Source organism: Paraburkholderia pallida, assembly GCF_004524855.1.
In the GTDB taxonomy this organism is placed as follows: domain Bacteria; phylum Pseudomonadota; class Gammaproteobacteria; order Burkholderiales; family Burkholderiaceae; genus Paraburkholderia; species Paraburkholderia oxyphila.
This window is the reverse complement of sequence record NZ_CP038151.1, coordinates 1,202,159-1,225,455: the sequence shown is the minus strand read 5'-3', so window position 1 is coordinate 1,225,455 and position 23,297 is coordinate 1,202,159. Positions and strand designations below refer to the sequence as shown.

Genomic DNA, 23,297 nt, shown 5'->3' with positions numbered 1-23,297 from the left:
CGCCGTGTTGGACAATCGTCAGTCGGAGTCAACCGCGCGTTAAACTGTCTCTCCCGTGCGGGCGCTGCCGCTCGCTTAACATTCGAATCAACGAGGCGATTTGTACGAACGTCGATTCTGTTCAACAGGAGTAGCCATGCCAATGGTCGACATTCATGAGGCTCAGGACCATCTCTCACGATTGGTCGACGTTGCGGCCGGCGGGGGCGAAATTGTGATTGCCAAGGGCGGCAAGCCGGTTGCCCGTCTGGTTCCCATGGGGACGACAAGAACGTCTCGACGAATAGGCGGCTTGCGAGGCAAGGTTCGTATGGCTGATGACTTTGACGCCTTACTACCTTGCGAGGTCGTCGACACGTTCAACGGCGGTTGACGTGTGTGCTGACTGAAACGCGTATCTATTGCGCGCGCTCGAGAACGATGCGGCCATGGCGTGCTCCCCGTAGGTACATCGCTGCGAGTCCCGCCCTTCGTTCTACGCTGTCGCGCCACCGATTACGCCACTCATCGCCGCCCGCATAACCGCGCTTGCCCGCTCGATCGGAACGAAGCGTCAATAGGAGATCAGGATGCCTTATCGAGTATCGTCATCCGCTCGATCTGCCGCACGACCTCATCGCGCATTGCGTCCGACATGTCCTGATACCCGAGCAGATCCGAGATCCACAGACCATCGGCCGCGAGCCGGCAGATCATGAGCCGCGCCGCCTGTTCGAGCGGCAACGGATCGGGGCGCGTCCATTTGCGCATGGGCGCGGAATAACGCTCGCGTATCTCCGGGTCTGTCATCATCGCGGCCACCAGCACGCGCAGCACATTGGGGCTCGCGGCAGGATTCGTTTCGTCGATGGTCGCGTGCAGATACGCGCGCGCGTTGGCGCCGTGCGGGTCCTCGCGATCCGCCGCCATCCGCGCTTCGATCTGCGATTCGAAGTGCTCGAGCGCCTGATCGAACAGGGCGTCAAGGAGTCCTTGCTTGTTGGCGAAGTGATACTGGAGCGCGCCCTTGGTCACGCCGGCGCGTTCGGCAACGGCGTCGAGCGTCACCGCCTGCACGCTATGGTCGGTGGCGATATCGGAGGCGGCTTGCAGCAGCTGGGCGCGCACTTGCACCGGCGCTTTCTTGCGGCGCGAGCCCGAAGTGGGGGTGCCGGGAGCCTCAGCAGATTTTGCCTCCGGCTGCGGGGCGGGCGTGGCGCTGGGTGCCGCCGGCCGCTGGGCCTCTTCGGGCGCCTGCGCGACGTGGGATGCAGGCTGCCGCGCCGGATTCGCAGCGCCCCCTGGGGCATGTCCTGCGGCGCCAGCTGAGGCTTTGACGGGGGATTTCTTCATGGCTTGATCTTACCACCGCGGGCGTCGATGCAAAACATTCCGTCTGGATGGTATTATTCGCGCCATGAAGAATTCCGACCTGCCAACCAACGTGCAACAGGCGGCGCTGCTCGACGCCGCCATCGTCCGGGGGCGCGATGCGCTCGCGCGCCGGCAACAGCCCGACGGGAGCTGGTGCTTCGAGCTCGAATCGGACGCGACGATCACCGCCGAATACATTCTCATGATGCATTTCATGGGCAAGATCGACACGGTGCGTCAGGAGAAAATGGCGCGCTATCTGCGTGCGATCCAGCGCCTCGAAACGCATGGCGCGTGGGATCTCTACGTGGACGGCGCAGCCGACGTCTCGGCGAGCGTGAAGGCCTATTTCGCGCTCAAGGCGGCGGGCGACGCGCAAAGCGCGCCGCATATGGTGCGCGCGCGCGAAGCCATCCTGAAGCTCGGCGGGGCGGCGAAGTCCAATGTCTTCACGCGCATCCTGCTGGCCACTTTCGGCCAGGTGCCGTGGCGCGCGACCCCCTTCCTGCCCATCGAGTTCGTGCTGTTCCCCAAGTGGGTGCCAATCTCGATGTACAAGGTCGCCTACTGGGCGCGCACGACCATGGTGCCGCTGCTCGCGCTCTGTTCGCTGAAGGCGCAGGCGCGCAATCCGCACAACGTGTCGATCGCCGAGTTGTTCGTCACGCCGGCGGAGGAGGAGCGCGAGTATTTCCCGCGCGGCAAGGGCGTGCGCAAGCTTTTCCTTGCGCTGGACCGCGCGGTTCGCCACCTCGAGCCGCTGATCCCGCGAGCCTTGCGCGCGCGTGCGATGAAGCACGCAGAAGCCTGGTGCGCGGAGCGCATGAACGGCGAGGACGGCATGGGCGGCATTTTCCCGCCTATCGTCTACAGCTACCAGATGATGGAAGTGCTCGGCTATCACGAGAACCATCCGCTGCGGCGCGATTGCGAGAATGCGCTGGAGAAGCTGCTCGTCGAGCGCCCCGACGGCAGCATGTACTGCCAGCCGTGCTTGTCGCCGGTATGGGACACCGCGTGGAGCACGATGGCGCTCGAACAGGCCGTTGCGGTGCCCGATCAGTCGGGCGTCGCTACGTCGGGCGTCGATGCGTCGGGCGTCGCTACGTCGGGTGTTGCATCGACGCCCATCGCGGAACTGCAGCAGAAGATCGCGCGCGCCTACGACTGGCTCGCGACGCGCCAGGTGGACGACCTCAAGGGCGACTGGATCGAGAACGTGAGCCCCGACGTGCCGCCGGGCGGCTGGGCGTTCCAGTATGCGAACCCTTATTACCCCGATATCGACGACAGCGCGGTCGTGGCCGCGATGCTGCATCGCCGCGGCCGTTCGATCCAGCGCGCCACGGGCACGGACCCGTACGCCGCGCGCGTGACGCTTGCGCTCGACTGGATGCGCGGACTGCAGTCGCGCAACGGCGGCTTCGCGGCGTTCGATGCGGATTGCGATCGCCTCTATCTGAATGCGATTCCGTTCGCGGACCACGGCGCGCTGCTCGATCCACCCACCGAGGACGTGTCGGGCCGTGTGCTGCTGTGCCTCGGCGTGACGGGCCGCGCGGAAGACAAGGCGGCGCTCGCGCGCACGATCGACTACATCAAGGCGACCCAGCAGGCCGATGGCAGCTGGTGGGGCCGCTGGGGCACGAACTACATCTACGGGACGTGGAGCGTGCTGGCGGGCCTCGCGCTAGCCGGCGAGGACCCGTCGCAGCCGTATATCGCGCGTGCGCTCGCCTGGCTCAGGTCGCGCCAGCACGCGGACGGCGGCTGGGGCGAGACCAACGACAGCTACGTCGACCCGCGCCTCGCGGGCACGAATGGCGGCGAGAGCACGTCGAACTTCACGGCGTGGGCGCTGCTCGCGCAGATGGCGTTCGGCGACCATGAGTCGGAATCGGTGCGGCGCGGGATTGCGTATCTGCTTTCGGTGCAGGACAGCGAGGGCTTCTGGTGGCACCGCTCGCACAATGCGCCGGGTTTTCCGCGTATCTACTATCTGAAGTATCACGGCTATACGGCGTACTTTCCGCTTTGGGCGCTGGCGCGTTATCGCAGGCTCGCTGCGGATGGGGCGCGGGTGAGTGCGGTGAAGGCGGACGAGGCGGTTATGCTGGCTTGAGCGTCATGCGCGTGCGAAAAACGCCACCTTTCGGGGTGGCGTTTTTTTGTGCGGTATCCGTGATAACTATCGCCGTGATAGTTATTGGCAACTTCAAAACGACGGACGGACGACGGATAGCGAGTAACGACCCAAGTTGACTTCCGCTGTCTGACGGTTCCGCACGCCATTCCGATTGGCGTTATTGATTGCAGCCTGCTGCTTGTCGCTGGCATCCAAAGACCGGTACGTCGTCTCTTCTTGAGCGACTTGCGACCTTACGGCTTCATTGACGGCCACCGGCGTCGATTGGGCGAACGAAGACACCGCCGGGACCAAAATAGATGCAGCAACGATGAGTTGAACGAGTTTCATAACCTTGTCTCCAGGGAGAGTTCCGCGCGCATTTTTTTGCGGATCGTGTTGAGACAGTGTAGGTCGGCAATGGCTCAGAATTGAGCGTAAGGAGAGCAACTCACTGTTGTCGGCGTATGAACAACATTCGCTCAACATTCATTGGGTAGCAGGCTACCTCTCCCGCATGAGCGCGTGGAGATTGGGGAAGCGTGGTCGACCCGGTTATCGCGCAGCAACGAGACATCTCGCGGGGCCAGAGAGCCCCGCGGGCTGACAGCATCATTACCGCCGGTGACGGGGTCGCTAACAACCGGACGGACCCCGTCTTTCACGATTGGGCGGGGTGCTCAGTAGTCGTATAGCTGACTCTCGGAGGAAGAGGGCGAGGCGGTCGCGGGCGAACCCGATGCCGATGACCCGCTCACTACGCCGCCGTACCCGGTTGAGCCGTTATGGGCCGTCACGCGCGCTTCTGCTGCCTGAACGTCTTGCGGGTAGTTGACGTCCTCGCCCCTGGAGGGCGTGTAGCCAGCCTGCTCGAGTTGCTGGAGTTCGGCGCGCACCTGGGCGCGTGTGATGGGCGCCTGCGTGTCCGACTGGGCGACTGCCGCGAGCGATACGGCGAGGGCGGATGCGGCGGTGACTGCGAGGATGACCGATTTCACGATGACCTCCTTTTGCGCGTTGCACGCACGTGGTGCATTGAAATTTCCAACGCGGCACGCCGGCATTGATGACTGTATTCGCCGACCCAATGCGCATGAATAAGGCAAGTGTCCTAAAAGGCGCTCGGGGATTGCCCTATTCCGTGAGCCGTTCCGCCCGATGGGTTCTCGATCCATGAAGTCGTGAGTAGATCGGCAGAAGCCCACGGGTCGTGTCGCGCTGGCACCCATGCCCCTCGGGGTGCAATCAGCGCGGCAACCGGTAGAATTGCGGTTTTAGCCCGGAATATGCCCCATGTCTTTTGCCTCGCTTGGCCTGATCGATCCCTTGCTGCGTAATGTGCAGGAGCTCAATTACCAGACACCTACGCCGGTGCAGGCCAAGGCGATTCCTGCGGTGCTCAGCGGCAAGGACGTCATGGCTGGCGCGCAGACCGGCACGGGCAAAACGGCGGGCTTTGCGCTGCCGCTGTTGCAACGGCTGGTGCAACACGGCCCGGCGGTGTCCAGCAACCGCGCGCGTGTTCTGGTGCTGGTGCCCACGCGTGAACTGGCTGAACAAGTGCTGCAAAGCTTTGTCGCTTACGGCAAAGGTCTCGACTTGCGTTTCCTGGCGGCCTACGGCGGCGTGAGCATCAACCCGCAGATGATGAAGTTGCGCAAGGGCGTGGACGTGCTCGTTGCCACGCCGGGCCGATTGCTGGATCTCAATCGCCAGAACGCCGTGCAGTTCGATCAAGTCCAGACGCTGGTGCTCGACGAAGCGGACCGCATGCTGGACCTGGGCTTTGCGCGCGAGCTCAACGCCGTTTTTGCGGCGTTGCCGGCTCAGCGCCAGACCTTGCTGTTCTCCGCCACGTTTACCGATGACATCCGCGCCATGGCGGCGAGCATTCTGCGCAGCCCGGTCAATATCAGCGTCAGCCCGCCCAATGCCACGGCCAGCAAGATCAAGCAGTGGGTGGTGACGGTGGATAAGCGGAACAAGCCCGAGCTCTTCATGCACCTTGTGGCTGAAAACAAGTGGAAGCACGCGCTGGTGTTCGTCAAAACCCGCAGCGGCGTGGATTTCCTGGCGGCCATGCTGGATGACGCGGGCTATGCGATCGACACCATCCACGGCGACAAGCCGCAACCCGCGCGCCTGCGTGCGCTGGAGCGCTTCAAGACGGGCGAGATCCAGATGCTGGTCGCCACCGATGTCGCTGCGCGTGGGCTGGATATCGACGACTTGCCGCTCGTGATCAACGTCGATCTGCCGATCGTGGCGCAAGACTATGTGCACCGTATTGGCCGAACCGGTCGCGCGGGCGCCAGCGGCGTGGCGGTGTCCCTCGTGTGTGCCGATGAAGCGCCGCAACTGGCCGCGATTGAAGCGCTGATCCGGCAGACGCTGCCTCGTGAAGAGGAGCCGGGTTTCGAAGCCGAACACCGCGTGCCGGAAACCAGCGCAACGGGCCAGATCATCAAGAAACCGAAAAAGCCCAAGAAGCCCAAAGTGCCGCAAGCCGCACCGGCCGCCGTGCAGGTGCCCGGCAAAAAACCGCACCCGCAAAGTGGCGAAAGCAAACGCAAGCCTGCGGCGCCGCACGCCGTGGCTGCCGGTAAAGACGCAAGCTTGATCAGCGGTAGCCCATTCAGCGTACAAAAGCCACGCAGCAAACCCGCCGGCAAGCCGGCTGCAGGTTCACGCAAGCCGGCTGGCAAACCCGCCGGTGGCCGCGGCAAACGCCAACCCTGATCCGGGGATTTGTGCGCCGCTCAGCCGGCAAACCGCGAATGGCAGTTACACTGGACGCCCCCTCTTCATGTGCGTGGAGTCCCTATGAGCAAGCCTACTCTTGTATCGACCGCCGCCACGTTGCTGTGCGTGGGCGCCCTGGCGGGCTTGAGCGCCACTCCGGCTCAGGCAGGCAGCGCGCCGGTGAAATGCCGTCTGACCTTCAGCATGTCCGGATGGTCGGCGATTTATCAGCATGCCGAAGGGCGCGGCCATGTCACTTGCAGCAACGGGCAAAAGGCCGCCGTCAAGATCAGCGTGCACGGCGGCGGCCTGACGGCCGGCAAATTCCGCGTCAGCGGCCACGGCGATATCACCCATGTCTACAGCATCAAGGAGGTGTACGGCAGCTATGCGCAGGCCGGCGCCTCGGCCGGGGCGGGTAACGGCGGTACTGCCCAGGTGCTGACCAAGGGAACGACGTCGATGACGTTGAGCGGCACCGGTGAAGGCGTGGACCTTGGCCTGGCGGTCGATGACTTCAAGATCGAACCGGTGCACTGAGACACCCGGGACGCGCCGATCTACTCCCTGCGCCACGTAACGCGCGTTCGAATGAAGCCGTGCGCCCTTGCCCTGCTGCTTAAGCAGCAGGGCAAGGGCGCACGTTAGTCATGCCGTAAGGGTCTGTCGCGCGCTGGCGTCAGCTCTTCGGGGCCTTGTCGAGAACCAGGCCCGTCTGCGGGTCGAGGAACAGCTTGTGTTCGTAGCGGCCTTCGCCGCGGCGGTTGAAATCGAACATGCCCATGATGCTGCCCGCCGTAGCGTCGAACGAACCGCCACCCAGACGCTTCCCATCAAGCCAGTTGTCTTCGATGAAGCGCACCACCGATGCCTGGTCGATCTGCGTGTGGTCGACGTAGTTCTCCTTCGCCCACGGCGAGATCACGACAAACGGAATGCGCGTGCCCGGACCGCAGCGGCCGTTCACAGGCTTGCCGCTCAGGCCATTGGGCGCCGAGCCGGTGCCGCAGGTTCCGGGGCCGTTCAGCTGGTCGGCAACCGGGTCGAACGAAGCGCTGGTCGGCTGCGCGTAAGCGTGGTCGTACCAGCCATCCGAGTCATCCCATGCCACGACAACGGCGGTGTCCTTCCAGTCCTTCTGCTCCTGCAGGAAGTTCACGACCTTCGTGACGAAAGCCTGCTCGTCGAGCGGGTCCGAATAGCCTGCGTGACCATCCTGGTAGGCCGGGGCCTTCAGGAAGCTCACGGCCGGGAAATTGCCGGCGCTCACTGCGTCGTAGAAGTCGTCGACGTCGTATTCGTGATTGGCCGGGTCGGGGGTGTGGCTATGCCGCTCCATCGTGTGCCCGATCGCCTCGATCGAGCTCGGGCGCAAATGGTTCGGATTCGACGTCGACGCGTAGTACTGGAACCAGTTGTGGTGCGGAATATAGTCGGCCGTGGCTGCACCGACGACCGGCGACACCGTGCTGCGCAGGCACCCGGTCGTGCCATTGCTGTTCTTCGTGGCGAGATTGAAGCCGCCCATGAAGCCGCCCCACGTAATGTTGCGGGCGTTCAGCAGGTCGCCGATATTCTTGCCGGTCATCATCGAGGTGTTGGTCTTGCTCGAGCAGAGGTCGTTGCCCGGGTCCACGTCGTTGATCATCGTGTACCCGCCCTGACCGTCTTTCACGTAGTACGAGGCGGGCGTCGCAGGCGCCGGCGACGGCAGCACAACCGTCATGCCGTTGGTTTGCCCCGAGACCACTTCGAGCGCACCCGGCGTGGACGGTCCGTAGGTCGCCGTGTAGGCGTTATCGCTCATCGCGAAGCGCTGTGCGTAGTTCCACAGCGCCGTGACCGTGTTGCCGTCGTAATAGCCCATCACCTGGCCCGTGGTGCCGAAGGCGCCGGCCCCGCCGCTCGTGCCCTTACCCGTGTACTTCGGGAAGAGGTCGGCCTTGCCGTCGTCGTACGCTTCCTGCTCGGGCGTGTACGCGTGGTTCTGGTCGGCCGTGGCGGCCTGCGTGCGGTCCAGACGGAAGGGATTGGACGCGCCCGCGCCGTTGGCCGGATTCAAGTTCGGGTTGCTGGTGAGCAGCGCGCCCGAAAGACCGTTCACCTCGGGCGTGCCCGCCTGCGCGTTGAATGCGGGCTCGCCTGACGGGTTGGTCGCGTGCGGATAGGTGCCGAAGTAATGATCGAACGAAACGTTCTCGCCGTAGATCACGACCAGATGCTTGATCGGCGTGGCCGTGTGAACTTCGTCTGGATGATTCCAGTCGTGATCGTCGCCAGCGCTCCATGCGACTGTCGATGCGAATGCTGCGACGGTGAGCGATCCAAGTGCTACGTGACGCCATTGCATATCGGGCTCCTGGTTGAATTCGTTTTGCCGGATTAACCGCGGAGCCGAGGCGTGGCGATGATCAGATTCGCATCATGTGCTTGTGCCAAATTTGGGGGCCACGCGGCAGTGCGATTAGAGCATCGACGCATGAATGCTGAGCGTCAGATTCCTTACGGAATATTTTCATCCGAATGAATCGGTCATCGGATGATGCGCGATTTTATTCGGAGGCGCGTGCGCAGCGCGTCACGCGCAACGCATGGGCCCTGAAAGGTGGAGGCGGTAGTATGCGGCGATTGACTGATGCGCGTGCCGCCGGGCTTCGCCGGCAAGCGCTCGGGCGTCATTAGCGCAACAGTATTCAGGAAACGAAATGGAAACGTACGTGTTGATTGGCGGTGTGTTTGGACTGGGTTTGCTGATTGCTGTCTTCGGGCTCTGGAAGCTCAGGTGAGTCGCGCGCACCGTCACGGGAGGTGTCGCAACCCGGGCGTCCCTGACCGGGCGTCGCTAACCGGCCGTCCCTAACCGGGCGTCCCTAACCGGGCGTCCCTGACCTACACTGGTTCGACAGTTGCCAAATTTTTCCACGTCGGGGAGACCGCAATGACTGTCGAAAACAAAGGCTCGAACGAGCCAATCCAGCTTGGGCTATTGACCGTGCGGTATCTGATCGATGGGTCCGCAACCGGCGGTATGGGCGTATTCGAGTTGACGGTCCCGCCGGGCTCGCGTGTTCCGCCGCCCCATAGCCACACAGGCAACGAAGAATGCGTCTATGTGCTGGAGGGCGTGCTTCGGTATGGCGTCGATGGCGTCATCCGGGATCTGGCGCCAGGCGACTGGCTGCACACCCCCAAGGGATCGGTCCATCAGTTCAGCAATCCTCACGATGAGGTGGCCCGTGCCCTTGTTGTCCTTTCACCCGACATCGGCGCGCAGTATTTCCTCGACGTCGCGGCCATCATCAATGCCGGCGACGGCGCCGATCGCGCCAGGCTTGGCGCGGTCATGTCCAGGTACGGTCTGGTGCCCGCGCAACCTCAGTGATCGCGCAGGGTTCTCCGCTAGCGAAGGAATTGCCCTGTATCGGCAACGATGACGACTACGCTGCACGGCCCGCCGGAGAGCGGCGGGCCTGCACGAGCGATCAGAGTCCGCTTACCGTCTTCACCGTCACCCACTGGCCGTTCTTCACCTGATAGACGGTGGACGAGCCGTTCTTCAGCGAGCCGTTCGCGTTGAACGAGATATGGCCGGTGATGCCGTCGAAGCTGATGCCTTGCAGTTTCGCGCGATAGTCGTCGGGCTTCGTCGAATTGGCGGCCTGCATCGCCTTGATGGCGGCCCATGCCGCGTCATAGCCGAACGGCGCGTACGAGAGCACGTCCTCGCCGTACTTCTGCTTGAAGCGTTCGGCGAACTTCGCGCCTACCGGCGTGCTGTCGAGCGGACGGCCGTATTCCCATGCCATCGCGCCTTCGGACACGTCGCCCGCGAGCTTGATGAAGTCGACGTCCTTCACGCCGCCGCCGCCCACGTACTGCGCCTTGATGCCGAGCTGGCTCATCTGCTTCATGATGCCGGCCGCCTGCGGATTGAGCGCGCCCACGAAAATCAGATCGGGGTTCTTGCTCTTGATGGTCGTGAGCTGGGTCTTGAAGTCGGTCGCCTGGTTCGTCGTGTACTCGCGATCGACGATGTCGCCGCCGTGCGCCTTGACCGCCTTCACGAACTCGTCGGCTTCGCCCTGGCCGAATGCCGTGCGGTCGTCGATAACGGCGATGCGCTTGGCCTTCGTGGTCGTGACCGCGTAGGCGCCCGCGGTGCCCGCGTTTTGCGCGTCGCTCGAGATCACCATGAAGATGTTCTTGAAGCCGCGGCCGCTGATGACCGGGTTCGTGGCGGCCGGATCGATGTCGGGCAGGCCGGCCTTTTCGTAGAGCTCGGAAGCGGGGATGGTCGTGCCCGAGTTGAAGTGGCCGACAACGACGGAGACGCCTTCGTCCACGAGCTTTTGCGCGACTTGCACGCCGACGCGCGGGTCGGCCTGATCGTCTTCGGCGACGAGTTCGAACGAGACGGGCTGGCCGTTGATCTTCACGCCTTGGGCCTTGGCATCGTCGAGGGCCATCTTGACGCCGTTCTCCAGATCCTTGCCGTAATTGGCGTTGGGTCCGGTGAGCGGCGCGGCAAAACCGATTTTAACGACGGTATCCGCGTGGGAGGCGAGCGGCGCAACGGCGAGAAGTGCTCCAACTGCAACTGCGACAGGGGTGAGAGTCTTCGCAAAGCGCATGTTGTTTCCTTTGTCGGCAAAGTAGGCGTGGTATCGATCGAACCGCTCCGAATGAGGAACGCCGCGGCAATCGCAGGAAGCGACTATATGAAGCCAATATCGATCCGTCTTGACCGTTTGCGACGTTCCATATGCGCATTTCGGCACAGCCGGCCGAATCGAAGCAATTAGGGCAAGTACGCCCGCCCGTGCGCGATGCCACGTTCAGTCTTGCTCAATTGTGCGATTGATAGCAAACGTTTAGTGCAGCATGCTCTGCGCGATCCCGGTCGCGACGCAGAAACCCACTACAACAAGCGGCGGCATTTTCCAGCGCACCAGCAGAATGAAGCCGATACAGGCGATGGCGAAATCGGCTTGCGTCTGGACCGCGCTCGTCCAGACCGGCGAGTAGAGCGCGGCGGCCAGCAGGCCGACGACGGCGGCGTTGACGCCGGCAAGGGCCGCCGCCATGGCCGGCCGGCTGCGCAACGCGTGCCACCACGGCAGCGCGGCCAGCACGAGCAGCAGGCCCGGCAGAAAGATCCCCACCGTGGCGAGCAGCGCGCCGCTCCAGTGGTTGGGGGGCGTCGCCATCATCCAGCCGAGAAAAGCCGCAAACGTAAACAGCGGCCCCGGCACGGCCTGCGCCGCGCCGTAGCCGGCAAGGAAGTCGTTGGGCGCGACCCAGCCGGTTGCGACCGTCGCGTGCTGGAGCAAGGGGAGCACCACGTGTCCGCCGCCGAACACGAGCGCGCCGGACCGATAGAACGCTTCGAACACGCGCACGCCCTGCGCGGCCGCGCCAAGCAGCGGAAGTCCGAACAGCAGCACGCAAAAGACGACCAGCGCGGCGATGCCCGCCTTGCGCGACACGGGAAACTCGCCGGAATGCCCGGGTGCGGCGCGTGTATCGTCCGCGGTTTTCGTGCGGCACAGCGCGAGGCCGAGCAGGGCGCCCGCGGCGATCGCGATGAGTTGCGCATAGGCCGAGGTCAGCAGGCTGAGCAAGGCGAGCGAGGTCAGCGCGATGGCCGCGCGGCGACGGTCGGGGCACAGACGCCGCGCCATGTCCCAGACGGCCTGGGCCACCACGGCCACCGCGACGAGCTTCAGGCCATGCACCACGCCTGCGCCGACCGGCCCGCCCAGATCCGGCGCGATGGCCGCGAAGACCAGCATCGCGAACACCGAGGGCAGCGTGAAGCCGCACCAGGCCGCGAGCCCGCCGGCCCAGCCGGCCCGCAGCAAGCCGATCGAAAAGCCGGTCTGGCTGCTCGCGGGTCCTGGCAGGAACTGGCACAGCCCGACCAGATCGGTGAAGGCCTCGTCGTCGAGCCAGCGGCGGCGCTCGACGAACTCGCGGCGGAAGTAGCCAAGATGCGCAATCGGGCCGCCAAAGCTCGTCACACCGAGCCTGAGAAAGACCAGCAGCACTTCAAGCGCGCGGCCTGTGGAGGACGAGCGCGGCGATGACATATCCGTGTGCATGGAAGACGGGCAAGGTTCGAAAGCTCTCGATCTTAGCTGCGGATGCCGGGTGTTGCGAGGCGCGTCATCCTGCGCAACTGGCGCGGCAGGACGATATACATGCTCCAGAGCACGACGAGCAGGGCCCGGCACACGGTAGAGACATGATGGGGAAGCGGCGCTGCCACGTCGGCAATCGCGAGGCTGCCCGGAATGGACCACACGTAGGTCGTCCAGCCAAGCAGCGTTGCGTGCCAGAGGCCGAGCCGCGCGGGCGCGGGCATTGCGTGCGCAACCAGTCCGCCGCGTACCATGTAGCCCGCGAGCGGCAGGCTCAGCAGCGCATACAGCACGAGGGCCACGATGACGGGCAGCAGGTTGGCCACGACGCCCGACAGGACATCGAGCGCCACGAGCCACGTGGACGACACACCCGCCGGGCGCGGCCTGCTCAGTTCGGCTGTCCAGTGCGCGAGCGGCAGGCCGGCCTGCGCCATCAGAAAATGAAAGGCGAACAGGCCAGCGATGAAGAGCAGCGTGTTCGCGAGCCATTGCCGCCAGGCACAGGACCACCAGACGTACAGGCGCCGGCCGAAGCTCATGCCCCGGTCGAGCCTGAAGAGCGCCCGACGGTCGGTGAGCGCGGCGCACAACACGAGCACGGCAAAGAGGACGGCCGCGAGGATGAGGGCCTCGAAGTTCCACGGGAAGAACCCAGCATGCTGCCCGGTGACAGTCATGGGCTCGTGGGGCGTGGAGAAGTTCTGCAGATGGTGGGCGATATAGTCCGAGGGGGAGGTCAACTGCGAAGCATTGCTTGCTGTCATGTCGTCTCCGTATTGCGCGACACCCCGTCGAATGCATGGTTTTTTGCCGCCATTCTAGACTCGATCGCCTGAGCGGGCTCCCGCGCTGCTATTTCGGTATGCTTTTCGAGCCTGAACTACGCGCTCACTGCCACCGCAGCAGAACTCATGCCCTCACGCAACGATCATCGCAAGCCGCCCCCTGTCTCGTCGCCCGCGCCACGCAGCGCCGAGGCGCTGGAAGACCCGGCCCTGCTGCGCCGCCTCCTGCGCGCGCGCGACCGCATGGACGCCGCCTCGCACGAAGCGTGGCCCGTCAAGCGTCTGGCCGAAGTCAGCGGCGTGTCCGAGGCGCATTTCGCCCGTTCCTTCAAGCGGGCCTTCGGCGTGCCGCCGCACCGCTACCTGCTGACCCGGCGCATCGAGCAGGCGACCACGCTGCTGCGCGACACGGAGCTCGGCATCACGGATATCGCGTTCGCCACGGGCTGGGAGAGTCTGGGCACGTTTGGGCGCATCTTTCGCGACATCACCGGCATGAGCCCGAGCGCGATGCGCCGCGAGGCGCGCGCGAGCATGTCCGAGCTCGACCGTGTGCCCGCCTGCGTCCTGAAGGCCGCGCAGCGCCCCGACCTCACGATGGCAGTTTTGGAGAAGCGCCGCCGGGTGGTCCACGATACAGTGCGGCCATCAACCAAGGAGGTCAAATGAACAACGGGATCAATGTAGTGGGCCTGTACGTCGACGATCAGGATGCGGCGCTCGCGTTTTACGTCGACAAACTCGGATTCCGCGTCCATACGGACGTGCGTAATGGCACTTACCGCTGGCTTACGGTCCAGCATCCGGACCAGCCGTCGTTTCAGCTCGGCCTGTTCGCGCCCGGGCCGCCCGTGCACGACGAAGCGACCGCGCAAACGCTGCGGGCCATGGTCGCCAAGGGAGCCATGCCGCCGCTCGTGCTCTCCGTGGCCGACTGCCGCGCGAGCTATGCCGCGCTCAAGGCGAAGGGCGTGGAATTCACGCAGGAGCCGGTCGACCGCTATGGCAGTATCGACGCGGGCTTCCGTGACCCGGCCGGCAATGGCTGGAAGATGATCCAGGCGCCGCAGAACGGCAAGTGAACGGCAGCTGAGCGCCTCATGCCGGAAGCGCCCGATTGCATCGGACATCGGATGAACGGCAAGCCGGTCCGTCGACATTGACGGACCAAGCTGGGCGACGCGCGCTGTCTGGCGCGCGTCGCTGCCTTAGAATGACCTCCGCGAACTTGTTCTTGCGCCTGGCGATGGAAGTCGCGAGGCGTCAGCCCGTTACCGGAGTGACCCGATGTCCGTCGATCTGAAAACAAGCGCCGCGTCTGGCGAAGTCTGGCTGATTCGCCACGGCGAAACCGAGTGGAGCCGCAGCGGCCAGCACACGGGGCGCACCGATATCGCGCTCACCGAGCATGGCCGCGATCAGGCGCGTGCGCTCGCGAGGCCGCTCGCCGCGCAGCACTTCGATGCGGTGCTCGCGAGCCCGATGTCGCGCGCCATCGAGACCTGCCGGCTGGCGGGCCTCGGCGACGAGATGATCGTGTCGGGCGATCTGCACGAATGGGATTACGGCATCTACGAGGGCCGCACCACGGCCGACATCCGCAAGACGGAGCCGGACTGGAATGTCTGGCACTCGCTGATCCCGCACGGCGAGAGCCTCTCGCAGATCGAAGTGCGCGCTCGCGGCGTGGTCGAGAGTCTGCTGGCGATGCTCGCGCAGAGTGGATCGAGCGGCGCGGCCCGCCGCATCGCCGTTTTCTCGCACGCCCATTTTCTGCGCGTGCTCGCGGGGTGCTGGATCGGCAATTCGGCGGCGCTGGGCGCGCATCTCTACCTGGATACGGCAACGATCAGCATGCTCGGCTTCGACCGCGAGAATCGCGCGATCCGGCGCTGGAACGCGCGGCCCGAAGGGTGTGAGTAGGGGGCGAGTCGGGTGCGCGCTCATCATTGAGCGGGCTTGGCCGACGTCCCGTTGGTCCGGAACCGAAACGCCCGATTCAATCAGAACTGCAAACTATTTTTGCATCGAGCCGATCCGGTGTTTGCTCGTCGATCTCGGCCATGGTCAGCGTGGCCGTCTCCTTCAGCGCATACGAGCAGAACGCCACCAGCGCGAGCGCCAGCGCGCCATAGAGCGCAACGGCAAGCGCGTTGTGATGCGTGGCGATCAGGATGGCGGTGGCCGCGCTCGATGCGGTGCCGCCGCCCAGTGCCGCGCCGATCTGGTAGCTCGCGGAAATACCCGAGTAACGCATCGCCTGCGGAAACTGCTCGCCGAGGAAGGCCGGAATCGGGCCTTGCGTCATGCCCATGAACGCGCCCACGAGCACGTAGGCGAGGAACGCGAGCGGCACGCTTTTCATGCCCACGAGCGCGAAGAACGCGAACATGCCGGCGGTCATGACCGCCGCGCCGCAAATCATGACGGTGCGCCGCCCGAGCTTGTCCGAGAGATGGCCGAAGAGCGGCGCGGACAGCACGATGGCAACGGAGAGCGCGAGGTCGAAGACGAGCGCCTGGGTGCTGCTATAGCCGATATCGGTGGCGTAGGCGAGGAAGAAGGTGCTGCCGATATAGGCGATCGTGATGTAGCCGAACGCGATGCCCGTGCACAGCAGCAACTCGCGCGGGCGCTGGCGGATGGCTTCGAGCAGCGGCATCTTCGCGTCGTGCGCGTGGCTGGCGGCGGCATGCGCCCCGCTTTGCATGCGCGCATAGAGGCCGACCAGCACGAGCAGCCCGCCGAGCCAGAACGGAATGCGCCACGCGAAACTGGCGAGGTCGCCGTGCGCGCCCGCGCTCACGGCGCCGAACACGATGTCGCCGATGATCCCGCCCACGCCAATCCCCATGCTCGTGAAACTGCCCCACAGGCCGCGCCGGCCGGCGGGCGCGTGCTCGATGCCGAAGAGCGCCGCGCCGCCCCATTCGCCGCCGGCCGCGAAGCCCTGGATCAGCCGCAACAGGATCAGCAGGACCGGCGCCGCCGCGCCGATCGACGCGTAGCCGGGCAGGCAGCCGATCAGGAACGAGCTGGCGCCCATGAGGAGCAGCGTCGTGACGAGCACCTTCTGGCGCCCGACCTTGTCGCCGAAGTGACCGAACAGGACGCCGCCGAGCGGCCGCGCGAGGAAGCCCGCGCCAAACGCGCCGAACGCGACCAGCGTCGCGGTCAGTCGGTCGAGCGAGGGAAAGAACACCTGCGGGAACACCAGTGCGGCGGCCATCCCGTAGATCACGAAATCGTAGAACTCGAGCGCCGTGCCCATGCCGGACACGCAAAATGCCCTGAGCGCCGCCCTCGCGGAGAGGGCGCGCGAAGTGTCTCCAACCATTGTTTTTTCCTTGATTTTTTCTTGCCTCGGCGCGCGGATTCGGTGGCCCGCGCCGCGCGTATCAGAAGCGCGCGCTGCCCATCTTCAGGAGAACTTGCGGATTGCCAGCGGCATAGTCGAGCGCGCCGGCTTCGGTATCGATGCCGATCGTGAGGAGCGTCTCCCAGTGCTCCGTATCGGGCCGGCTGGGGTCCGGGCGCACGCAGACCGGCGCGTTCGCGCCCGCGCTGCCGCACATCGCTTCGGCGCGGCTGCGCAGGTCGCTGGCGGTCATGCCGGCCACGGCCGCCTTCAGATGGTCGAGCCGCACCCAGGTGGTGGACGTCTCCGGGGCGCGCTCGCCCATGGTGAGCCCGTCGTCGAGGAAATGGTTCGTGTGCAGCAGCCAGCCGTCCTCACGCGGCGGCACGACCGCGACGCCGCTCGGGCTCAACTCGATGCTCGCGGCGCGCAGGCCCGAAGCCGCGGAGGCGTCGCGCGCGAACACGTTCAATACCGTCGATGCGCTTAGTGGCGCGGAGCGCGCAAGGTCGATGGCCTCGTCGACGCTGGCCGCCTCTTCGAGCAGCCGCCGCGCGATGGCGTGCACCGGCACGCCGCCCGCAGCGTTGTCGCTCGCGTGGTGGAGGATGTTGAAATGCATGCCCAGCCCCGCGCTGTTCACGCCGATCTTGCCCAGCATGCCGAATTCGGTGAACTGCTTCACCGTGATGCCGCGCCGGGTCGTGAGCTGAAGCATCAGGCCATGCGGCGCGAGCGCCTCGTGCCAGTCCCAGGTCTGGATCGAGCGCGGCACGCGTGTGTCCGGCGCTGCGTACACGGCGGTCGAGCACTCGCCTTCTGGCGCCGGCGGCTTGATCGCGAGGATCTCCGTGCGGGCGCTCACGCAAGCGAGCTGCCACAGTGGCAGCCGCGCGCCTTCGGCCATTGCCGCGACTTCGGCTGCCAGGTCGGGGCACCAGGTTTCCAGCCGGCTCTGGCACGCCTCGCCGATGGCGCGCGCCTGCTCGGCGGGGACCCCCATACGCGGGAAAAAGCCGAGGTAGCGCGCAGCCGTTTGCTGGATTTCCCGCGCCCATCGTTCTCCGATCTGCCGCCCGCGAAGCTCGGGATTTGCGGTTTCGGTCACGAAGGTATGAATTTTCACGTCGAATGCTCCCAGTATTTGCTGCGGCGGCCAGGTTTTTCACCCTGGCCGTTTCCCATGAGGCACAAATTCGCAAGGCGGCGTGTGGGATGCCGAAATCCCGCTAGACTCGCCACCTCACATTTTTCCGCCGGATTTCGTAGATTAGCGGATGTTCGCCACGCGCATCGTGGCCCGTTTTGACACAAGTTTTGTGCCTGCCAGGAACAGATCCATGGACAAGATGACCGCGCTCACCATGTTCGTCGCGACCGCCGACTTCGGCGGCTTCAGCCGCGCGGCCGAGCAACTGGGCAAGACGCCCTCGGCCGTCACCAAGGGCGTGATGCAGCTGGAGGCCGAGCTGGGCGCGCGCCTGTTCGAGCGCACCACGCGCCGCATGACGCTGACCGAGGCGGGCCAGCTCTACCTCGAGGGGGCGCGCCAGGCGCTCACGCAATTGCAACTGGCCGCCGAGGCCGTCGACGATCTGCAGCACGCGCTGCGCGGCAGTTTGCGCATCGTCGCGCTGCCGCCGTTCGGGCCGGCGTTCCTGAACGGCGCATGTTGCAGCTTCCTGCGCGAGCATCCCGAGTTGCGGCTGGAAGTCGATCTGAACGACAGCATGAACGACGAGGCCTACGATCTCTCGTTGCGCGACGGGCCGATCGACCTGCCCGGCCTGATTGCGCAGCCCCTGCTCGAGAATTGCCTGATGCTCTGCGCGAGCCCGGCCTATATCGCGCGCAAGGGCGCGTCCGTGACGCTGGAGAACTATCAGTCGCATGACTGGCTGATTCTTCATCATCCGCTGCTCAACCGAAACTTCTGGTGGGTGGAGCACGGCGGCGAGCGCATGCGTCTGAAGCAGCCGGTGCCGCGCCTCACGAGCGACAACTTCGACTTCCTGCTGGCCTGCCTGCTCGACGGACAGGGCCTGCAATTCTTGCCGAAGTGGAGCGCCGCGCCCCATATCTCGCGAGGCGAGCTCGTCGAACTCGACTCCGACTACTGGCGCGAGCAGACGGCGCTCGGCCCCTCCGTTTACGTCCTCTACCAACCGCACCGGCGCAACACGCGCAAGGTGCGCGTCTTCATCGAACACCTGCGACGGCACCTCGACGGACTCGGGATCGGCGTGCAGGCCATCGCCTGAACGTCGCGGTTTTCTCTCCTCATCGCACCTGCCCCCCTGAAGGGGGGGCATACCGCCGCAAATCGAACAGTTAACGTTGTCGCCGGTTTGGACGAGTGGCCGTTACATCGATGCAACCCGGCGTAAACATCACTCGTTAGTCATGCAAAGCAAATGAACGCTGTGTGAAATCCTGCATGTAGGCCGCGCAGGCCGCGCAGGCCGCGCGAAAAACACAAGGAGACACGCGCGCCGGGCAGGGCGCGCACGACCGGCGATGGGCGGGGCCGCCTTGCGGCGCCTCGGCTGCCTCTTCTCGCCAGCACGACTGCGCATGCGTCGGCCTTTGCGCGCCGTGCGCGCGGTAATCGATTCTTCCGAACACGACGTGACGCCGGTGCCGATGGCGGTCTTTCAGTACTACCAGGTCAAGGAAATGGAGGGCCGCAAATGATCAAACCCAATCGCACGCTTTCCACTGCCGTGCTCACGTTCGGCTTTGTGTTCCTGTATATCCCGATCGTCAGCCTCGTCGTTTATTCGTTCAACGAGTCGAAGCTCGTGACCGTGTGGTCTGGCTTCTCGCAGGCACGCGAGCGCAGGCGTCTTGCCGAGATCCAGCGGGCCTTCGCGCCGGCGGAAGCGGCCGGCGTGGCCCCGCAAAGCACCGGAAGAAAGACGCAAAAGGCATTCGACCCCGCCAGTGTCTGAACGACTTCAACGCAAATAAAACGCTTCGCAATATGACCAATCAGGAGAACGTAGAATGAGAAAGAAGCTTGTCTGCCTCATGGTGGCGGGAGCGCTGCCTGGCCTCGCCGCAGCGGACACCACGAGCGATCAGATCAAGGCGCTGCAGGCGCAACTTCACGCGCTGCAAAACGAGGTGAAGACATTGCGCGAGCAGCAGGGCGCGGCGAAACCCGTAGCTGCGGCGGCTCCGTCTACGCAGGCGCAGGCGGTGGACGCGTCCTCGCCCGACTACGGCAAGGCGCCGGCCCATCTGACCAACGACGAAGTCGACCAGATGAAGCAGCAGCTCGCCAATCAGCAGATGAAGGTGGACACGCTCACCGACGCGGCTACCACAGGCCCGATCGCGGGCCTTTCGGTGACGGGCTATCTTGACCCAACCTATATTTACAACCGCGACCTGGGGACTTCGTCGTTCCTGTTCGCGAACCACGAGAACGTTTACCAGTACTTCAACAGCTCGTTCGGCGACTTGTACCTCGACATCAAGAAGACGTTCGGCGTGGGCCCGACGGCGCCATCGGCGGAAATCTCGCTGATGCCCAACCGCGGCAACGGCATCACGCAGTTGATGAACGAGCACGGCAGCAGCACCTCGAATATCCTGAACACGGCTTTCTTCACGGTGCCGCTCTCGATGACGACGTCCGTCACGGCGGGCTTGATGCCGAGCTTCGGTGGCTATGAGGTGCAGCAGTCCAACTTGATGCTGACGCTTACGCACGGGCTGCTCTATGACTTCTCCGATCCCGGCAGCTATGTTGGGGTGGGGGTGAACTACATGGGCGAGGGGAGCAACTGGATCTGGAAGTTCATGCTTGGCAATGAGCAGTTCCGCACGGCGGGCGCGCAGTTGCAGACCGGTACCAATGCGTTGGGTGATCCGGTCACGACTAGCAACCGTGTGCCGACCTTTACGGCGCGTGTTGATTACACGTGGTCTAGCGCGCTTGACATCGGCGGCTCGTTCAACATTGGCCGGCAGTCGCTCATGCAGGGTCTTGATGCGAACGGCAACACGTTGCCTGGCGTCTATGGCGTGGGTGGTCAGGCGTCCAGTCCGTTCGGGGCGTTCTTCTTTGGGGAAGCGGATCTCACCTATACGACCGCCGATATTCAGTACAACGCGGAGGTCGACTATGGCCAGCAGCAGCACGCGGCCTACAACGGCGGTCAGGCGCAGTGGTATGGTCTATCGTTGCTGGCGAATCGTAAATTCCGCTTGCCTTATGTCGGCCGTATGGGGGTGACCGCGCGATACGATGTGCTTGCCAATCAGAAGAATGGCGGTGGTGCGAGCAGCATCGTGCTTAACGGCAATGGTATGGATCCGTATAACGGATTTGGGATTGGCGCGAGTTGTCTCGCGGCTTCGAAGGCGGCCGGTGGATATGGCTTCGAATGCAAGGGCGCGGTGCGCCAGGATGTGACGCTCGATTTGCTGTTTTATGCGACGCAGCAGCTTACCGTTAAGGTCGAGTATCGGCATGACTGGTCGACGCAGGATACCTTCCTGCGGAGCGATGGGTCTTATAGCAAGTCTAATGACTTGTTTGGTACGCAGCTTATTTACTCGTTCTGATGGGGTGTATGCCGGGCTCCGCGTCCGGCTTTTTTATGGCTGTGTTGGCCTTAACTTGTATTCGCGGCGGGCCGCAGGCGTTGCCCCTGTGCGGGGCGGCACCTACTTTTCTTTGCCGCGGCAAAGAAAAGTAGGCAAAAGAAAGCCGCTCAAACCGCCAGTGTGACGCCGTTCACCACTGCCCTGTATTTCGGAGCGGCTCCGGAGCGTCTGTCACCACTCGACGTCACCCGGAGTGACTAAGGGCTCATTCATCCGGCGGCGCTGCGCGCGCCGTTGGGTATAACAAAAACCAATGGGATACACGCGTTTAGTAGGACTCCAACGTATTCGATCGGCGCCCGCCCACGCATTCGCCAGCCAGCACGCCCGTGCGTTCGCCGGTTAGCACCCCAACGAATTCACCGAATAATACCCCCAGTGCATTCGACGGTTAGCACTGCCGCGCATTTTCCGGGTGGCATCCATAACGCAATCGCCGGCCTGCCGCTGGTTTTCCTTGCATACCCTTCCGCCCGCGCGCAGCGCGTGGCGGGAAGAATGAGTCCTTTGTCACTGAGGCGGAGTGTGCGAGGAGACGGATGCCCCGGAGCCGCTCCGAAGGACAGGGCAGTGGGGGACGGCGTCACACTGGCGGTGTGAGCCGCTTTCTTTTGCCTACTTTTCTTTGCGGCTGCAAAGAAAAGTAGGTGCCGCCCCGCACAGGGGCAACGCCTGCGGCCCGCCGCGAAACCAAGTTAAGGCCAACGCCTGATCAGGAACCGGCAACTGAGATACCAACGACCGATTGTCGTCCGAAGAAGCCACCGAGAGACACACAGAACGCGTAAAGCGAGAGAATTCAGCCAGTGCTCGGCACGCGATGCTGAAACGGGCTGCGAGAATTGCAGGGAGCAGCAAAACCCGCCCCCTAAATCAGGGGGCGCCCCACCGCCCCCTCCCTTCTCACTTATTCAGTCTTAAGCTTAGCCCAAAGACGATTCTGCAACCGCGTCAGTTCCGCCGTCATAGGCGTACTAATAAACAGCTTCCGATAAACCTCCGGCGGCGGAAACACGGCCGGATCAGCCATCACTTCGGGCCGCACCAGCGCCCTCGAAGCCGGAACCGTCGACGGATACGACGTATAGTTAGTCAGCGCCGCGGCCTCCTTCTCCGAGATCACGAAGTTGATGAACTTCATGGCCGCCTCGGGATGCGGGGCATCCTTGGGAATCGCCATCATATCGAACCAGATAGCCGTGCCGACATCAGGAATCAAGTACTTGATGTGATACGACTTCTTCGCATCCAGCGCGGCCACGCGAGCCGAGTTCACATCGCCCGACCAGCCAAGCGCAATACAAATGTCACCACCCGCCAGATCGTTGATATAGCTGGTGCTATTGAACTGCGTAATATAAGGCCGGATGCCCTTGAGCACCTGATAAGCAGCTTCGTAATCGGCAGGATTATTGGTGTTAGGGTCCTTCTTCAGATAGACAAGCGCCATACCGAACGCATCAACCGGCGAATCGAGCACGGAAATCCCGCAGCTCTTGAGCTTCTGCGCATTCTTGGGATCGAACAGCAGCGACCAGCTATTGAGCTGGACATCATTGCCAAGCGCCGCCTTGACCTTCTCCACGTTCACGCCGATTCCGTCCGTGCCCCACGACCACGGCACGCCATACCGGTTGCCCGGGTCTTCTTGCGCGACGATCTTCATGATCTCCGGATCGAGGCCGGCCATGTTCGGCACTTTCGAATGGTCGATCTTCTGGAAGATGCCGGCCTGCACCTGGCGGGCCCAGTACATGTCGGACGGCACCACCACGTCGTAGCCCGAGTTGCCCGAGAGCAGCTTGGCCTGCAGCGTATCGTTCGAATCGAACTCCTGATAAACGACCTTGATGCCCGTCGCCTTCTCGAAGTTCGCGATCGTGTCCTTGCCGATCGAGTTGCCCCAGTTGTAGACGTTGACCACCTGATCGTCGGCGTGTGCCGCGGGCATGGTCTGCCATGCGGCGCCCGCGAGCGCCAGCGCCGCGCAAATCGCCTTCAGCGTGCCTGAAAATCTCCGTGCCACTTGTCGTTCCTCCATAGTTGAGTGGTGCCGTCCTCGTCGGGACGTATCGTTTCGATTGCTTCAATGTAGCCGGGCGCAAGCAGCCGGTCTGCCCCCCCAGCGGCACGGCATCGCGCGATTGATTCAGGCCGCTATGCCGTGCCGGTGC

20 protein-coding genes and 1 pseudogene are annotated in these 23,297 nt (G+C 64.1%); 11 read left to right on the top strand and 10 right to left on the bottom strand.

The annotated features are described in order from the left end of the window. The first annotated feature begins 136 nt into the window (after nucleotides 1-136). Entirely contained in the window at nucleotides 137-373 is a 237-nt protein-coding gene (locus E1956_RS40210) for a type II toxin-antitoxin system Phd/YefM family antitoxin (RefSeq protein WP_134758856.1), read from the top strand. A 191-nt stretch (nucleotides 374-564) separates the two neighbouring features. Here the strand turns inward: E1956_RS40210 and E1956_RS40205 are convergent, their stop codons facing one another. Beyond that, nucleotides 565-1,332 carry a TetR/AcrR family transcriptional regulator gene (locus E1956_RS40205; RefSeq protein ID WP_134758855.1) on the bottom strand — a complete coding sequence of 256 codons (768 nt, stop codon included), beginning with the start codon at nucleotides 1,330-1,332 and terminating at the stop codon, nucleotides 565-567. Between the two features lie 64 nt (nucleotides 1,333-1,396). On the opposite strand from E1956_RS40205, the gene shc reads away from it, so the two are divergent. Continuing rightward, a complete protein-coding gene (gene shc, locus E1956_RS40200; RefSeq protein ID WP_134758854.1) occupies nucleotides 1,397-3,475 on the top strand; it encodes a squalene--hopene cyclase in 2,079 nt (692 codons plus the stop codon). Nucleotides 3,476-3,568: 93 nt separating this feature from the next. Here shc and E1956_RS40195 read toward each other — a convergent pair whose 3' ends face one another. Continuing rightward, nucleotides 3,569-3,829, bottom strand: coding sequence for a hypothetical protein (locus E1956_RS40195; RefSeq protein WP_134758853.1), 261 nt, complete (start codon nucleotides 3,827-3,829; stop codon nucleotides 3,569-3,571). Between the two features lie 329 nt (nucleotides 3,830-4,158). After that, the gene (locus E1956_RS40190; RefSeq protein WP_134758852.1) at nucleotides 4,159-4,476 is read right to left on the bottom strand and encodes a DUF4148 domain-containing protein; all 318 of its coding nucleotides are present in this window, start codon (nucleotides 4,474-4,476) and stop codon (nucleotides 4,159-4,161) included. 295 nt (nucleotides 4,477-4,771) lie between these two features. Between E1956_RS40190 and E1956_RS40185 the strand changes: the two genes are divergently transcribed. Then, on the top strand, nucleotides 4,772-6,217 hold the full coding sequence (locus E1956_RS40185; protein WP_134758851.1) for a DEAD/DEAH box helicase: 1,446 nt from the start codon (nucleotides 4,772-4,774) through the stop codon (nucleotides 6,215-6,217). Between the two features lie 84 nt (nucleotides 6,218-6,301). Continuing rightward, nucleotides 6,302-6,760, top strand: coding sequence for a hypothetical protein (locus E1956_RS40180; protein WP_134758850.1), 459 nt, complete (start codon nucleotides 6,302-6,304; stop codon nucleotides 6,758-6,760). Between the two features lie 139 nt (nucleotides 6,761-6,899). Here E1956_RS40180 and E1956_RS40175 read toward each other — a convergent pair whose 3' ends face one another. After that, nucleotides 6,900-8,570, bottom strand: coding sequence for a phospholipase C (locus E1956_RS40175; RefSeq protein WP_134758849.1), 1,671 nt, complete (start codon nucleotides 8,568-8,570; stop codon nucleotides 6,900-6,902). A 588-nt stretch (nucleotides 8,571-9,158) separates the two neighbouring features. Here E1956_RS40175 and E1956_RS40170 point away from each other — a divergent pair. Further along, nucleotides 9,159-9,602 (top strand): cupin domain-containing protein, encoded by a 444-nt coding sequence (locus E1956_RS40170; protein ID WP_134758848.1) that lies wholly within the window; start codon nucleotides 9,159-9,161, stop codon nucleotides 9,600-9,602. Between the two features lie 100 nt (nucleotides 9,603-9,702). Here E1956_RS40170 and E1956_RS40165 read toward each other — a convergent pair whose 3' ends face one another. The 3 genes from E1956_RS40165 to E1956_RS40155 form a co-directional block, all read right to left on the bottom strand. Next, nucleotides 9,703-10,851 (bottom strand): branched-chain amino acid ABC transporter substrate-binding protein, encoded by a 1,149-nt coding sequence (locus E1956_RS40165; protein ID WP_134758847.1) that lies wholly within the window; start codon nucleotides 10,849-10,851, stop codon nucleotides 9,703-9,705. Nucleotides 10,852-11,091: 240 nt separating this feature from the next. Beyond that, nucleotides 11,092-12,321, bottom strand: a complete 1,230-nt coding sequence (gene chrA / locus E1956_RS40160) for a chromate efflux transporter (RefSeq protein WP_134758846.1) — start codon at nucleotides 12,319-12,321, stop codon at nucleotides 11,092-11,094. A 32-nt stretch (nucleotides 12,322-12,353) separates the two neighbouring features. After that, nucleotides 12,354-13,127, bottom strand: a complete 774-nt coding sequence (locus E1956_RS40155) for a hypothetical protein (RefSeq protein ID WP_134758845.1) — start codon at nucleotides 13,125-13,127, stop codon at nucleotides 12,354-12,356. 147 nt (nucleotides 13,128-13,274) lie between these two features. On the opposite strand from E1956_RS40155, the gene E1956_RS40150 reads away from it, so the two are divergent. The 3 genes from E1956_RS40150 (at nucleotide 13,275) to E1956_RS40140 (ending at nucleotide 15,071) form a co-directional block, all read left to right on the top strand. Next, nucleotides 13,275-13,817, top strand: a complete 543-nt coding sequence (locus E1956_RS40150; RefSeq protein WP_134758844.1) for a helix-turn-helix domain-containing protein — start codon at nucleotides 13,275-13,277, stop codon at nucleotides 13,815-13,817. Beyond that, nucleotides 13,814-14,230, top strand: coding sequence for a VOC family protein (locus tag E1956_RS40145; RefSeq protein WP_134758843.1), 417 nt, complete (start codon nucleotides 13,814-13,816; stop codon nucleotides 14,228-14,230). Before E1956_RS40150 ends, E1956_RS40145 begins: the two co-directional genes overlap by 4 nt. Nucleotides 14,231-14,435: 205 nt before the next feature. After that, a complete protein-coding gene (locus E1956_RS40140) occupies nucleotides 14,436-15,071 on the top strand; it encodes a histidine phosphatase family protein (RefSeq protein WP_134758842.1) in 636 nt (211 codons plus the stop codon). A 76-nt stretch (nucleotides 15,072-15,147) separates the two neighbouring features. Here E1956_RS40140 and E1956_RS40135 read toward each other — a convergent pair whose 3' ends face one another. Beyond that, nucleotides 15,148-16,485, bottom strand: a complete 1,338-nt coding sequence (locus E1956_RS40135) for an MFS transporter (protein ID WP_134758841.1) — start codon at nucleotides 16,483-16,485, stop codon at nucleotides 15,148-15,150. Nucleotides 16,486-16,546: 61 nt separating this feature from the next. After that, entirely contained in the window at nucleotides 16,547-17,632 is a 1,086-nt protein-coding gene (locus tag E1956_RS40130; protein ID WP_134758840.1) for a C45 family autoproteolytic acyltransferase/hydolase, read from the bottom strand. A gap of 214 nt (nucleotides 17,633-17,846) precedes the next feature. Here E1956_RS40130 and E1956_RS40125 point away from each other — a divergent pair, with 214 nt between their 5' ends. The 3 genes and pseudogenes from E1956_RS40125 (at nucleotide 17,847) to E1956_RS40115 (ending at nucleotide 21,081) form a co-directional block, all read left to right on the top strand. Further along, nucleotides 17,847-18,767, top strand: a complete 921-nt coding sequence (locus tag E1956_RS40125) for a LysR family transcriptional regulator (protein WP_134758839.1) — start codon at nucleotides 17,847-17,849, stop codon at nucleotides 18,765-18,767. 429 nt (nucleotides 18,768-19,196) lie between these two features. Next, nucleotides 19,197-19,331 (top strand): annotated as a pseudogene (locus E1956_RS40120) (putrescine ABC transporter permease PotI); the annotation flags it as partial. Nucleotides 19,332-19,512: 181 nt separating this feature from the next. Further along, nucleotides 19,513-21,081, top strand: coding sequence for a DUF3138 family protein (locus E1956_RS40115; protein ID WP_134758838.1), 1,569 nt, complete (start codon nucleotides 19,513-19,515; stop codon nucleotides 21,079-21,081). A 949-nt stretch (nucleotides 21,082-22,030) separates the two neighbouring features. On the opposite strand, the gene E1956_RS40110 is transcribed toward E1956_RS40115, so the two are convergent. Further along, nucleotides 22,031-23,164, bottom strand: a complete 1,134-nt coding sequence (locus E1956_RS40110) for a polyamine ABC transporter substrate-binding protein (RefSeq protein WP_134758837.1) — start codon at nucleotides 23,162-23,164, stop codon at nucleotides 22,031-22,033. Nucleotides 23,165-23,297 lie beyond the last annotated feature (133 nt).